Genomic DNA, 12,388 nt, shown 5'->3' with positions numbered 1-12,388 from the left:
AAAATTATAAAATAATATTTCCTCTGATATTGCCAAAGCGAAAGCATCGGCAATTTTAAATCGTATTTTTTACACCTGTTTTGCGCCCTCAGTCCGGCAGGACACCCGGAACAGCACAAAGCCCACTGCAAACAGCAGCGCCAGCATCCCAATGCCCACATTGGCGCTGCCGGTCAGCTGGCTGCCCACGCTCACGATCATGGTGCCAAGGAAGGACGCACCCTTGCCGCAGATGTCGAACAGGCCAAAGTATTCGCCGGATTTTTCAGCCGGGATGATCTTGGCAAAGTGGCTGCGGCTCAGTGCCTGCACGCCGCCCTGGAACATGCCCACCAGCACGGCCAGTACCCAGAACTGCCACTGGCTGGTCAGGAAGAAGGCGAACACCGCAATGCCGGTGTAGGCCGCGATGCAGACCGGGATAAGCTGGCTGGACGGGTATTTTGCACTCAGCCGTCCAAAGATCAGCGCCGAAGGGAAGGCCACGATCTGCGTTACCAGCAGGGCCAGCAAAAGGCCGGTGGTCTCCAGCCCCAGTGCCGTGCCGTAGGCGGTGGCCATATCGATGATGGTATACACGCCGTCGATGTAGCAGAAGAAGGCCAGCAGGAACCAGAACACCTGCTTATCCTCGCGCAGATGCTTGAGGGTGTGGCCGATGCGCACAAAGCTCTGCCGGATGGCGTGCTGCTCTACCTCCACATAGTTGATCTGCTTATAGTTCCGCAGCAGCGGCAAGGTGGTGCCCAGCCACCACACAGCGGTGATGAGCAGCGCCACGGAAAGGGCGGTCATCTGGCTCAGACCGATAGCCCCGCTGCCCAGCACCAGTGCCAGACACACCACAAAGGGCACGCAGCTGCCAATGTAGCCCCATGCATAGCCCTGCGAAGACACAACATCCATGCGTTCCGGGGTGGTCACATCGCCCAGCATGGAATCGTAGAACACCAGACTGCCCGAAAAGCCGATCTTTGCAAGGATGAAGATGATCAGGAACGGCAGCCAAGTAGTGGCAAGGCCCATGGCACAGCAGCCTGCCACGCCCACGAACAGGCAGAGCATGAAGATGGGCTTTTTAAAGCCTCTGGTATCGGCCAGCGTGCCCAAAATCGGTCCCAGCACTGCCGTGATCACCGTGACCACCGAGCTTGCATAGCCCCAGTAGGCCAGATAGTTCACCGAACTCAATCCCCCGGCCTCGGCCAGCGCATTAAAGAAAATGGGCACCAGTGTGGCGATCATCAGCACAAAGGCCGAGTTGCCCACATCGTACAGGATCCACGCGCGTTCCAGCGGTGTCATCTTGAATTTTTCATGTTTCATCTTGTTTCCTCTCGCACCGCCGGGCGGTGCCCCCTCTTTTTGGATTTCACCATTTAAAATGGCCGCCGCATTCGCTTTGGCTATCTTCAGCGGAAATTTTATTTTGATATACCGATCTGGAAAATCCGCGGATTTTCCAGATCGGCTTTTTCACGGGAAAGGTCGTAAATACTGCCTGCATCTCACCCTATCGGCCCACTTAAAATTCCCCAAAGGTATGATCGTAGGCCTTATCCAGTGGTTCCTTGGTGTCCAGCTTTGCCACAAATTCCAGGATCAGCGTTTCTGCCAGCGGAAGCGCCTGCGCATACAGTTCTTCCAGCCGCTTGCCGCTCTCCACGCACTTCGGGTTCGGCTGCGGATCTGCCACAAGGCCGTGCAGCATGTCGTATTTGCCCACCACCTTCATGCCTGTCAGCACCACCCAGCGCTTGACAGGATTGGATGCCTGCAGCAGCCTGTGCACTGAGATCATGCCCTTGAGCGCTTCCAGTGCCACCTGCTCCGAGATGCCCTCGTAAAAGGGCGCGATTGCCTTTGCATTCTGTTCCGACGGGTGGATATGGCTGGCTGTGAAAAACTTCAGCGGGTCCAGCCCGTCGCGGCGCATGAGCATGTTGTCAAACTCGGTCTCGATCTCGCAGTGGGTCACGCCGCTTTCCCGGGTGAACTGCTCCACATACGGGTGGCAGGTGCTGTCCAGCGCAAAGTGGCATACAAAGCCCAGCGCATATGCCAGCGCAGCATCCCGGTCTGCCTCGCAGTGCACCACCCTGCGCGCCCGGTCAAAAAAGACCCGCCCCGGCTCCTCGTGCATGGCGTTGCCCAATGCACCCACCGGGTTGGACTTGGCAGCATGGTAATAAAACAGCAGGTCCGGCCCATGCAGGCCGATATCGTAAAGCTCACGGTTCTGTTCCAGCTGAGCACGCAGTTCATCCGGCAGATGTTCCAGCACATTGGCACCGAAGCGGCGGTGCGCATAAGTTGACGGCATGGCAGATTCCTCTCTTTCTCTCCGACAGGGTGCACAAAACGTCCCCCGGTTTTTGCGTTCTGTTTCAGTATAGCAGAAAGTTTCCCGACCTTCTACCCTTTTACGTCTGATTTTGGTAAAAAATTTGAATTATTTTGTGTTTTCGGCCAGTGGGCAGGCCGCGCAGCAAAAAAGGCACAGCCATCTGCAGACAGCTGTGCCTTCTCCCTTAAAATTCAGACTTTTTCGTAGCCCTGCGGCATCTCGTTCTTCCGGTTGCGGTCCATCAGGGTGCGCAGCGCGTCGCTGGCGCTCATGCCCTCCTTCACGATGGCGTTCACCGTCTGCACAATGGGCATTTCCACATTGTACTTTGCTGCCAGCTCCATAGCGGCAGGCAGTGCATTGATGCCCTCCACCACCATGCCGACCTCCTTCACGGCCTGCTCCGGGCTTTTGCCCTTGCCAATCAGAATGCCCGCACGATTGTTGCGGCTGTGCATACTGGTCGCCGTCACGATCAGGTCGCCGATACCGGCCAGACCCGCAAAGGTGTGGATGTTGCAGCCCATGGCCACGCCCAGCCGGGCGATCTCGGCAATGCCGCGGGTGATGAGGGCTGCGCGGGCGTTGTCGCCGTAGCCAAGGCCGGTGGAGATGCCAACACCCAGTGCAATCACATTCTTCAGCGCGCCGCTCAGCTCCACGCCCTTGATGTCGGCGTTGGTGTACACACGCATACAGGTGTTGCTGAACACATCCTGCACATACTCGGCAGCGGCTTCATCCGGGCAGGCCGAAACGATGGTGGTGGGCATGTCCAGCGCCACCTCTTCCGCATGGGTCGGGCCGGAAAGGGCCACCAGCTTTGTGTTTTGGGGGCCACCCTCTTTGTTCAGCTCGTCGGCAATGACCTCAGTCATGGTATATAAGGTGTCCGGCTCCATGCCCTTTGCAACGTCCACAAGGATCTGGCCGTCCGGGATGTAAGGCCGGGCCTTGGCCGTGGTGGAGCGCACAAATACCGACGGCACTGCAAACAGCAGCACATCCTTGCCAGTGCACACTTCCTCAATGCTCTTGGTAAACTGCAGCTCTTCCGGGATCTTCATGCCCGGCAGATTGGGGTGCACCCGCGTAGCGGAAAGGTTCTCCACCTCAGCCGGAAGCGCCGACCACACCTGCACATCATTGCCGCTGACACACAGCATCCGTGCCAGAGCCATGCCCCAGGTACCTGCACCCAGAACGCCAATTTTTTTCTTCGTCACGTTCGTGTCCTCCGTGTCTGCACCGCGCAAAGGGCACTGCGCCCTCTGCGGTGAATTTGCGCCTGTGCCGGGCCAAGCCCGGTGCGCGTTGTTATGTTCATTGTACACGAAAGCCGGTGCGCCGTCAACCGCTTGCCGCATTGCACAAAGTTTTCCAGATGGGTCGTCCGTTTTTGTACACATCACGCGTTTTGAGCAAACCGTTTGCACTCCATCCGGATTCATGCTATAGTATTCTGGTAGGTTTTGTAGGAATTTGGCAAAAAGCCTTGACTTCAAGTGTACTTCAAGGTTTATAATACCTTTATTCCGGACAACACAGAGAGTATCCGAACACCGTTCTGAGGGAACATTTTTCATGTTTGAAGCATTTCTTTCCAACCGCACGGTCAGCGTGCTGGCGGAGGCCCTGCCCCGTATCCTTACGGCAGGCCTTACCATGACCATCCCGCTCACGCTGGTCTCCTTCTTTTTTGCCATGATCATTGCCGTGGCCGTTGCACTGGTGCAGTACGCCAATGTGCCGGTGCTGCGGCAGATCGCGCGGTTCTACATCTGGGTCATCCGCGGCACGCCGCTGCTGGTGCAGCTGTTCATCATCTTTTATGGTCTGCCCAGCGTGGGCATCATGCTGGACGCTTTCCCTGCTGCGGTCATCGCCTTTGCCTTCAACGAGGGTGCCTACTGTGCCGAGACCATGCGCGGCGCACTGGAAAGCGTGCCGCAGGGCCAGCTGGAAGCCGGTTACTGCGTGGGCATGAGCTGGTGGCAGATCATGCGCCGCATCGTGCTGCCGCAGGCCCTGCGCACCGCAGTGCCCGCCCTCTCCAACTCGCTCATCGGCATGATCAAGGACACCTCGCTGGCCTCCAACATCACGGTGGCCGAGCTGTTCATGGCCGGTCAGCGCGTGGCCGCCCGCACCTACATCTTCCTGCCCATCTACTGTGAGGTGGCCGTGGTGTATCTGCTGTTCTGCACGGTCATCACCAAGCTGCAGGCACTGCTGGAACGTCGGCTCAACGCCCACGGCTTCCAGTAAGAAAGGAGTGTGGCAACCATGTCCATGTTAGAGATCAAAAACGTCCACAAGTCCTTTTTCACCTACACAAAGCCCCGCCTGCAGGCAGGCATCTTCCACCGGCCCGGTGCACGCAAAGTGACCAGCGAGCTGCAGGTGCTGCGCGGCGTGGACCTGACCGTGGAAAAGGGCGATGTAGTGGCCATCCTCGGCCCCTCCGGCTCCGGCAAGACCACCCTGCTGCGCTGTCTGAACTTTCTGGAGACTGCCGACGCAGGCCAGCTCACGTTTGACGGCGAGACGTTCGACCTTGCCAAGGCCAGCCGCGCCGACATTGCCCGGCTGCGCAAAAAGACGGCCTTTGTGTTCCAGAGCTACAATCTGTTCCGCAACAAGACTGCCCTGCAGAACGTGACCGAGGGCCTCATCATTGCCCGCAAAATGCCCAAAGAGCAGGCGGATGCCGTTGGCATGAGGATGCTGGAAAAGGTGGGCCTTGCCGACCGAGCCGACTACTATCCGCGCCAGCTTTCCGGCGGCCAGCAGCAGCGCGTGGCCATTGCCCGTGCGCTGGCCTCCGACCCGGAGATCATCTATTTTGACGAGCCGACTTCAGCCCTTGACCCGGAGCTGACTGGCGAAGTGCTGGCCGTGATGCGGCAGCTGGCCGAAGAGGGCATGACCATGCTGGTGGTCACCCACGAGATGGGTTTTGCCCGCAATGTTTCCTCCAAGACCGTTTTCATGGAGAACGGCGTGGTAGTGGAGCAGGCTCCCTCGCATGAGTTTTTCGCCAACCCCAAAGAGGAGCGCACCCGCGAATTTTTGCGCAAGATCGCTCACACCGAGTGAGGTTACCATTTAGAATGGCCTCCGCTTCGCTCTGGCCATAATCAGCGGGATTTTGTTTTTATTTCGTGTTTGTCGCGGCCTGCGGGCCGCTCCAAACACATTTTCACCAAAAGGGTCGTAATGGACAGCTGCATCTGTCCCAGCAGGACGGCGGGAAGTTTCTCTGAGGACCGTCCGCTGGGGTGGGACCCTGTTGCCGAAGGCAATAGGGCGGGCGATGGAATGGCCTGCAACAGCAACGACCGCCGCCAGTGGCGGAAACAGGAAGTTGCTGTTGGGACAGCGGCTAGCAGGATGCGAGTGCTGCTCAAAGCACGAAGCATCCGCTGGGTGCCGCAACCCGTACTCGTGTCCGAAGAGAAAGCTGCCCGCTGCCCTGCATCCACTATTATCGAAAGGATATACAACCTATGAAACGCAGAACCTTTATTTCTCTTATGAGCGTCATGGCCGCTGCCGGCGTGCTGACTCTGTCCGGCTGCTCCAATTCTTCCGGCAGCACCGCTGCTTCCGGCACGGCCGCCTCTGTGGCTCCTGCTGCCGGCGACCAGCTGTCCAACATCCAGTCCAGCGGCAAGCTGATCGTTGCCCTGGAAGGCGCATGGCAGCCCTGGAGCTACCACGACGAATCCGATACTCTGGTGGGCTACGATGTGGAAGTCTCCCGTGCCCTTGCAGAAAAGCTGGGCGTGGAGCCGGAGTACGTCGAAAGCGACTGGGACAGCCTGTTTGCCGGTCTGGACGCAGGCCGCTACGACATCGTGTGCAACGGCGTGGAAGTGACCGACGAGCGCGCCAAGACCTATGATTTCACCGAGCCCTACGGCTACATCCACACTGCCCTTGCCGTCCGCAAGGATAACGACGAGATCACCAGCTTTGAGGACCTGAAGGGCAAGACCACCGCCAACAGTCTGGCTTCCACCTACATGGAACTGGCCGAGAGCTATGGTGCCACCGTACAGGGCATCGACACGCTGGAAGAGACCATCCAGCTGCTCACCGCCGGCCGCATCGACGCCACCCTGAACGCCGATGTCTCCTTCTACGATTACCTGAACGTCCACCCGGACGCAGATTTCAAGCTGGTGGCCCAGACCGAGGACGCATCCCACGTTGCCATTCCTCTGCGCAAGGGCGATGCCAGCGCCACCCTGCTGGATGCCATCAACACCGCCATCGACGAGCTGCGTGCCGACGGCACCCTGAAGGAGCTGAGCGAAAAGTATTTCGGTCAGGATATTTCTGCGGAGAACTAAAGCTTTTCTCAAATCGTAAAAGACCCTCAGTCCTTTGAAAGCTAAGGATCGAGGGTCTTTTTATTATTATACTAACTGCTTTTTATGTGTTTTTACTTTTGTCCGGTATAACAGTTCTGCAAGAAGCATCGATAAGCCCAGCACCAGAAACGTTCTGCACACTCCCCATACATCACCATCTATATGGATCTGAAAAATCAAGGTGGTATAAATCATCAGATGGTAGCAGTAAACTTCAGCAGACAGCTCCCTGCCAATATGAACCAATACCTTTTTCAGTCGTTCCGACATCCATGCAAAACTTGTAAAATGTCCCCTGTTCAGAATTGAAAGCACTGCCAGCACCGTGCTGAAATAAATTTCTTTCTTTCCAAAAGCATGAGCCTCCAGAACGCTCATCACAAGCCAAAAAGCTGTCGGCAGTTTAAACATCGCGGGCAGTCTATTCTTTTGGGCATATATTCCAATCAGAATAAACGGCATTCCTTCAAAAAGCCAGTTCCGATACCATGCCAACTTTTGTGGAACAACTGCCTGCAAGATAAGCATCACCGCCAAAAGCACTATGCCAATTTTATTTCCATATTTTTCCAAGTTAAAATCTTTGCACAGTTTTTTCCAGCAGTAAAGCACTACGTAGCAGTTCAGCATGGCAAACAGCCACCATAAATGCCATGCGTAGCTGTCTACCAGACTATTACTGTTATACACCAGCAGCTTTAAAATTTCAGAAATGCTGAATTTTTCTGAAAGCCATTCAGGAATAAATGTTCCCACAGACAGTTCCACTATCACTGCAAACAGGGTGTACGCTGCACCAACTCGGAGCAGCATATGTGCCGTCTTTTTTATTTTGCCTTTCAGCTGTTCCACCTGCTGTTCGGAGTCATCGGTTCGGAACAGATACCAGCCGGACACCGAAAAGAAAAACGGTACACCGATCCGCGCTGCCGCCGTTAAAATCCATCTGGCAGCACCAGGAAATGGGCAGTGAATAAATACCACAAGGGTGCATGCTAAAGCTTTCCAGATATAAAAATAATCACTTTCCTGTTTTGTTTTGTCCATAGTCTTCTTTCATTATGCATGAAAATAATCGTAGATGATCTGTGCTGTCTGTTTGCCCACGCCGGGGGTGTTTTCCAGCTGGTCAGGCGTGGCTTCCTTCACCGCACCCACGCTTTTGAACTGGGCCATCAGCGCCTTGGCCGTTTTGGGGCCGATGCCGGGGATCTCGGTCAGGGTGGAGGAATAACTCTTCTGCTTCATCTGCTGCTTGCGGTAGGCATTGGCAAAGCGGTGGGTCTCGTCCTGAATGGCCGTGATAAAGGTAAAGGTGCCCCGGTTCATATTGATGGCAATTTCCCGGCCGTCGCTGTCCACAATGGCGCGGGTGCGGTGGTGGTCGTCCTTCACCATGCCGTAGAGCGGCACATCCGCAAGGGCAGTCCCGGCCAGTGCTTCTTTTGCCGCGCTCACCTGCCCCCTGCCGCCGTCCATCAAAAGCAGATCCGGCTTCTGCCCGAACCAGTTGCTGCAGGGTTCTCCCTTTTTTGCAAACTCTGCGTACTTTTCGTACTCTGCCGCCCGCCGGGAGACAGTCTCTGCCAGTGATGCATAGTCGTCAGTGCCCGCAACGGTCTTCATCTTGAACCTGCGGTAGCCCGCCTTGTAGGGCTTGCCATCCCTGAAGGTGACCATGCCGCAGACGCTGGAGCCATCGCCCCAGTTGGAGATATCGTAGCTCTCAATGGCCCGGGGCGGCTTTGCAAGGCCCAGCACCTGCGCCAGCTCGTCCAGCAGCTTTTCCTCCCGGGCATAGCGGCCGCTCTCCCGCGCCAGACGCTCCACCGCGTTGGTGTGGGCCATTTCCACCAGATGGGCCTTGTCGCCCCGCTGGGGCACATACAGCTGCACCTCGCTGCCGCGCTTTTCGTTCAGCGCCTGCTGCAACGCGTCGCTGTCCGGCGGCAGCTCATCCACCGCAATGATCTTGGGGATCTGCTCGTCATCCAGATAATACCGGGGCAGAAATTCCTCCCGCACGGCGGCAATGTCCGAGGTATCGTGGAACAAAAACTCCCGCTTATCGGTCAGCCGTCCGTCCCGGAAGCGCAGCACCGCCGCACACACGCTGTCCGGCGTGCCTGCCAGCGCCACCACGTCCATCTCCACATCCGGGTCCACAATGACCTTCTGCCCAGCGCTCACCTTGGTGATGGCCGCGATCTGGTCCCGCAGCAGGGCCGCCGTCTCAAATTCCAGCCGGTCCGAGGCCTCCTGCATCCGCTCATTAAGGATCTTCAGGATGTCCTTTTTGCCGTAGCGGATCAGGTGCACAGCGCTCTTGACGGCCTGATTGTAGTTTTCGCAGCTGATCCTGCCGCTGCACACTGCCATGCACTTGCCGATGTGCGCATTCAGGCAGGGCCGTCCTTTGCCGATCTCCTGCGGGAAGCGCTTATTGCACCTTGGCAGCAGAAAGGCATCCATGGCCGTTTCCGCCATCTGCCGCGCCGCAAAGCTGGAGGTATAGGGGCCGATATACTCGGCATCGTCCTCCTCCTTTTGCAGCACGAAGGAGAGCCTGGGCCATGGCTCCTTTGTCACCTTGATATAGCTGTAGCCTTTATCATCCTTGAGCAGGATGTTATACTTCGGCGTGTGGGCCTTGATCTGGCTGGCTTCCAGCACCAGCGCTTCAAACTCGCTCTGGCAGACGATCACGTCAAAGGCATAGGCATGGGCGATCATCTGGCTGACCTTGTTGTCGTGGGGCACGCCCTCGCGGAAGTACTGGCTCACCCGGATGCGCAGCCGCTTTGCCTTGCCGATATAAATGATGGTGTCCGTCTTATCCCGGATGATATAAACGCCGGGCAGCAGCGGCAGCATACAGGCTTTCTGATACAGTTCAGCTTTGGTCATGGATTCTCCTTGAAAAACAAAAAGCGGCAGGTTCCCCCGCCGCTCCATTTATAGACACAAATTACTCAGCAAAACCGGACTCCACCAGCTTGATCAGGCCGTCAACAGCAGCCTGCTCATCAGCGCCGTCAGCGATGATGCGGATGGTGGTACCGCCCACGATGCCCAGAGACAGAACGCCCAGCAGGCTCTTTGCGTTCACGCGGCGTTCTTCCTTCTCGACCCAGATGGAAGACTTGAACTCGTTAGCCTTCTGGATGAAGAAGGTAGCCGGACGAGCGTGCAGACCAACCTGATTTTCAACGGTAACTTCTTTCACGTACATAGTAAAGCGCTCCTATCTAATATCGTTTTGGGTATAGAATCTGTATCCTGTGCCTGTTGCGTTACGATTATTTTAGCGCAAGTCGAAACGGTTGTACAGCCCCCCGGCGCATTTTTGGCGGTTTCTCCAATGAAAAGCGGCCCATTTTTCATTATTTATACAAAGATAATAAAATTATTCCCCGAAGGTTAGAGGGTAGATACAAAAGTTTTCAACATTTTTTCGACCATCGGGCAATATCTCGGCCGTTTTTGTGCGTTTCCAGCACCATACCCTCTGGCCCTGGTATCCATTTTCGTGCCTTTTTCGCTGTCCGATGCACCTGCAGCTGCCGCCCGGAGTTACTTCTGTGCGCTGCCCTCGTACCGCATCCAGACCAGAGCACACTTTTTCACCACAGCCGGATATTGCTCCGGCGTGAACTCCAGCTCAGTGCCGCTGGTCAGCTTCCAGCCCATGCGGGTGTAAAGCGCTATGGCGCGGGTATTGGTGTTCAGCACGCTCAGCACCGGGTGCTCGTGCTCGCTGAGCTTCCTGCGGGCAAAGTCCAGCATCTTCATGCCAATGCCCCTGCCGCGGGCTTTTTCAGTGACGAACAGATGTTCGATGTGCCCCACCTTGTGGTTGATGCTCACGATGCCGTCCGGCACATCCTTGGTGGTGTGCAGGTAGCACACCCAGCCTGCGGCCTTTTCCTGCCGCAGCTGCAAAAGATATTCTTCCTCGTTGAGGCTGGCACAGTATTCCGGGGTCCAGTTCTCGGCACAGGTCGCACGCCGTCCCTCCACAAAGATGCGGGCGGCAGCAGCAAACTGCTCGTCGGTCTTGACAAGGCGCATGTTCTCGCCGCGCTTCCACTTGGGCAGCTCGGTCACAGGGTGGGTCTCACACCACTTCTCGTACAGCTCCGGGCGGCGCAGGCGGGTGCGCTCCCGGCTCTGTTCCCCGCGCCATGCATCGATTTTCTGGTGGTCGCCGCCCAGCAGCACCTGCGGCACGGCGCGGCCTTCCCACACCTCGGGGCGGGTGTACTGGGGATACTCCAGCAGGCCGTCCCAGTAGCTTTCTTCCTCGTAGCCCTTCTGCTCAGCCAGCACGCCGGGCTTCAGGCGCAGCACACTGTCCGCCACCACAAGGCTGGCCAGCTCGCCGCCGGTGAGGATGTAGTCACCGATGGAGATCTCTTCATCCGCAAAAGCATCGATCACACGCTCATCGATGCCCTCATAGTGGCCGCATACCAGTGTCAGGTTATCATACTGGGCCAGCCGCTTTGCGTGCTCCTCGGTGTAGCGCTGGCCGCCTGCCGTCAGGAACACGATATGCGGGGCCGGACGGCCCTGTGAAGCCACTTCCTGCTGCACAGCACGCAGGCAGTCTGCGATGGGCTGAGCGTACAGCACCATGCCGCAGCCGCCGCCGTAGGGGTAATCGTCGGTCTGCTTCTGTTTGTTCAGGGTGTAGTCCCGGATCTGGTGACAGTGGGTCTCAATAAAGCCCTTCTTTGCCGCGCGCCCGATGATGCTGGCATCCAGCACCTGCTGGCACATTTCCGGGAACAGGGTCACGATGTCCACACGCATTCCCATGGCTCACTCTTCCTCCCGTTCGCTGTCAAAGTCATCGTCCAGCAGGCCCGGAATGGGGGTGACGAGGAGATAGCCCTCCGGCGGGTTGCGCTCTTTCAGAAAAGCATCCACGCCCGGGAACATGTATTCCTTGCCGTTCGGTGCTTTGACGGTGTAGATATCCTGTGCACCGGGGTGATCCACGCTGGTCACAACGCCGTACACCCTGCCGGTGTCGGCATCCCGCACTTCGCACCCGATCAGGTCGGCCACATACCAGCGGCCTGCGGGCAGGGTGGCATCATTGCGGTCAAAGTAGAACACCTGCCCCCGCAGCGCACGGGCAGCATCCATATCGTCCACGCCTTCCAGCTGCAGCAGGGCCATCTGACCCTGCGCACGGATGGACACGATCTTATAGGCCCTGCCGCCCTGTGCCGAGGGGTACAGTCTGCCCACCTTTTTGAGAAAATTCACGCCGTCGCACCAAAGCTCCAGCTTCATTTCGCCGCGCACGCCGTGGGTGGTAACAACTTTTCCCGCTTCCAGATATTGCTGCATAATCTTGCTCCTATAATCAAAAAGGCCCCTTGCCGCAAGGGCAAAGGGCCTGTAGGGTGCTCAGTCGATCTCAACAAGGACCTTTTCATCGACCCGCACAGCAGCCGCGCGCATCACCACACGAATGGCTTTTGCGATCCGGCCCTGCTTGCCGATGACACGGCCCATATCTCCCTCTGCCACGCTCAGGTGGTAGACGATGGTGCCGTCCTCGCGAGGCTCGTCCACCGTGACCTTAACGGCTTCCTTATCCTCCACGAGACCGCGGGCAACTGCCAGCAACAGCTCCTGCATGAGTCAG

Annotated in this window: 12 protein-coding genes; 3 read left to right on the top strand and 9 right to left on the bottom strand. The window is 57.2% G+C overall.

Annotation, left to right across the window (positions count from 1 at the left end):
• Positions 1–69: 69 nt before the first annotated feature.
• From DXA66_RS11390 to DXA66_RS11380, 3 genes are all read right to left on the bottom strand, one after another.
• Positions 70–1,326 (bottom strand): MFS transporter, encoded by a 1,257-nt coding sequence (locus DXA66_RS11390; protein WP_118529034.1) that lies wholly within the window; start codon positions 1,324–1,326, stop codon positions 70–72.
• Positions 1,327–1,525: 199 nt separating this feature from the next.
• Positions 1,526–2,323 (bottom strand): zinc dependent phospholipase C family protein, encoded by a 798-nt coding sequence (locus tag DXA66_RS11385; RefSeq protein ID WP_118529032.1) that lies wholly within the window; start codon positions 2,321–2,323, stop codon positions 1,526–1,528.
• A 215-nt stretch (positions 2,324–2,538) separates the two neighbouring features.
• Positions 2,539–3,714, bottom strand: coding sequence for an NAD(P)H-dependent glycerol-3-phosphate dehydrogenase (locus tag DXA66_RS11380; protein ID WP_118529030.1), 1,176 nt, complete (start codon positions 3,712–3,714; stop codon positions 2,539–2,541).
• A 217-nt stretch (positions 3,715–3,931) separates the two neighbouring features.
• On the opposite strand from DXA66_RS11380, the gene DXA66_RS11375 reads away from it, so the two are divergent.
• The 3 genes from DXA66_RS11375 to DXA66_RS11360 all read left to right on the top strand — a co-directional run bounded on the left by DXA66_RS11375 (position 3,932) and on the right by DXA66_RS11360 (position 6,705).
• Positions 3,932–4,615, top strand: a complete 684-nt coding sequence (locus DXA66_RS11375) for an amino acid ABC transporter permease (protein WP_097775067.1) — start codon at positions 3,932–3,934, stop codon at positions 4,613–4,615.
• Positions 4,616–4,633: 18 nt separating this feature from the next.
• Positions 4,634–5,446 carry an amino acid ABC transporter ATP-binding protein gene (locus tag DXA66_RS11370; protein ID WP_118529028.1) on the top strand — a complete coding sequence of 271 codons (813 nt, stop codon included), beginning with the start codon at positions 4,634–4,636 and terminating at the stop codon, positions 5,444–5,446.
• A 410-nt stretch (positions 5,447–5,856) separates the two neighbouring features.
• Positions 5,857–6,705: a transporter substrate-binding domain-containing protein gene (locus DXA66_RS11360; protein WP_118529024.1), complete on the top strand. Its 849-nt coding sequence runs from the start codon at positions 5,857–5,859 to the stop codon at positions 6,703–6,705.
• A 66-nt stretch (positions 6,706–6,771) separates the two neighbouring features.
• Here the strand turns inward: DXA66_RS11360 and DXA66_RS11355 are convergent, their stop codons facing one another.
• From DXA66_RS11355 to DXA66_RS11330, 6 genes are all read right to left on the bottom strand, one after another.
• On the bottom strand, positions 6,772–7,773 hold the full coding sequence (locus DXA66_RS11355) for an acyltransferase family protein (protein ID WP_118529022.1): 1,002 nt from the start codon (positions 7,771–7,773) through the stop codon (positions 6,772–6,774).
• 12 nt (positions 7,774–7,785) lie between these two features.
• On the bottom strand, positions 7,786–9,633 hold the full coding sequence (uvrC, locus tag DXA66_RS11350) for an excinuclease ABC subunit UvrC (protein WP_118529020.1): 1,848 nt from the start codon (positions 9,631–9,633) through the stop codon (positions 7,786–7,788).
• A 61-nt stretch (positions 9,634–9,694) separates the two neighbouring features.
• Positions 9,695–9,958 carry an HPr family phosphocarrier protein gene (locus DXA66_RS11345; protein WP_005920365.1) on the bottom strand — a complete coding sequence of 88 codons (264 nt, stop codon included), beginning with the start codon at positions 9,956–9,958 and terminating at the stop codon, positions 9,695–9,697.
• A 341-nt stretch (positions 9,959–10,299) separates the two neighbouring features.
• Positions 10,300–11,547: a tRNA (guanosine(37)-N1)-methyltransferase TrmD gene (gene trmD / locus DXA66_RS11340; RefSeq protein ID WP_118529018.1), complete on the bottom strand. Its 1,248-nt coding sequence runs from the start codon at positions 11,545–11,547 to the stop codon at positions 10,300–10,302.
• Between the two features lie 3 nt (positions 11,548–11,550).
• Positions 11,551–12,087, bottom strand: coding sequence for a ribosome maturation factor RimM (gene rimM / locus DXA66_RS11335; RefSeq protein ID WP_005944690.1), 537 nt, complete (start codon positions 12,085–12,087; stop codon positions 11,551–11,553).
• A gap of 60 nt (positions 12,088–12,147) precedes the next feature.
• Complete coding sequence (locus DXA66_RS11330) at positions 12,148–12,381, bottom strand: KH domain-containing protein (RefSeq protein WP_005934928.1); 234 nt, start codon at positions 12,379–12,381, stop codon at positions 12,148–12,150.
• Positions 12,382–12,388: the final 7 nt, after the last annotated feature.

Source organism: Faecalibacterium sp. OF03-6AC, from assembly GCF_003478175.1.
In the GTDB taxonomy this organism is placed as follows: domain Bacteria; phylum Bacillota; class Clostridia; order Oscillospirales; family Ruminococcaceae; genus Faecalibacterium; species Faecalibacterium taiwanense.
The sequence above is the reverse complement of the archived record's forward strand: the minus strand, read 5'-3'. Positions and strand labels throughout refer to the sequence as shown.

Bases quoted from the DNA above. Each gene is read 5' to 3' on its own strand.
- DXA66_RS11390 (WP_118529034.1), bottom strand. From the start codon at position 1,326: ATGAAACATGAAAAATTCAAGATGACACCGCTGGAACGCGCGTGGATC.
- DXA66_RS11385 (WP_118529032.1), bottom strand. From the start codon at position 2,323: ATGCCGTCAACTTATGCGCACCGCCGCTTCGGTGCCAATGTGCTGGAA.
- DXA66_RS11380 (WP_118529030.1), bottom strand. From the start codon at position 3,714: ATGCGGCAAGCGGTTGACGGCGCACCGGCTTTCGTGTACAATGAACAT.
- DXA66_RS11375 (WP_097775067.1), top strand. From the start codon at position 3,932: ATGTTTGAAGCATTTCTTTCCAACCGCACGGTCAGCGTGCTGGCGGAG.
- DXA66_RS11370 (WP_118529028.1), top strand. From the start codon at position 4,634: ATGTCCATGTTAGAGATCAAAAACGTCCACAAGTCCTTTTTCACCTAC.
- DXA66_RS11360 (WP_118529024.1), top strand. From the start codon at position 5,857: ATGAAACGCAGAACCTTTATTTCTCTTATGAGCGTCATGGCCGCTGCC.
- DXA66_RS11355 (WP_118529022.1), bottom strand. From the start codon at position 7,773: ATGGACAAAACAAAACAGGAAAGTGATTATTTTTATATCTGGAAAGCT.
- uvrC (WP_118529020.1), bottom strand. From the start codon at position 9,633: ATGACCAAAGCTGAACTGTATCAGAAAGCCTGTATGCTGCCGCTGCTG.
- DXA66_RS11345 (WP_005920365.1), bottom strand. From the start codon at position 9,958: ATGTACGTGAAAGAAGTTACCGTTGAAAATCAGGTTGGTCTGCACGCT.
- trmD (WP_118529018.1), bottom strand. From the start codon at position 11,547: ATGGGAATGCGTGTGGACATCGTGACCCTGTTCCCGGAAATGTGCCAG.
- rimM (WP_005944690.1), bottom strand. From the start codon at position 12,087: ATGCAGCAATATCTGGAAGCGGGAAAAGTTGTTACCACCCACGGCGTG.
- DXA66_RS11330 (WP_005934928.1), bottom strand. From the start codon at position 12,381: ATGCAGGAGCTGTTGCTGGCAGTTGCCCGCGGTCTCGTGGAGGATAAG.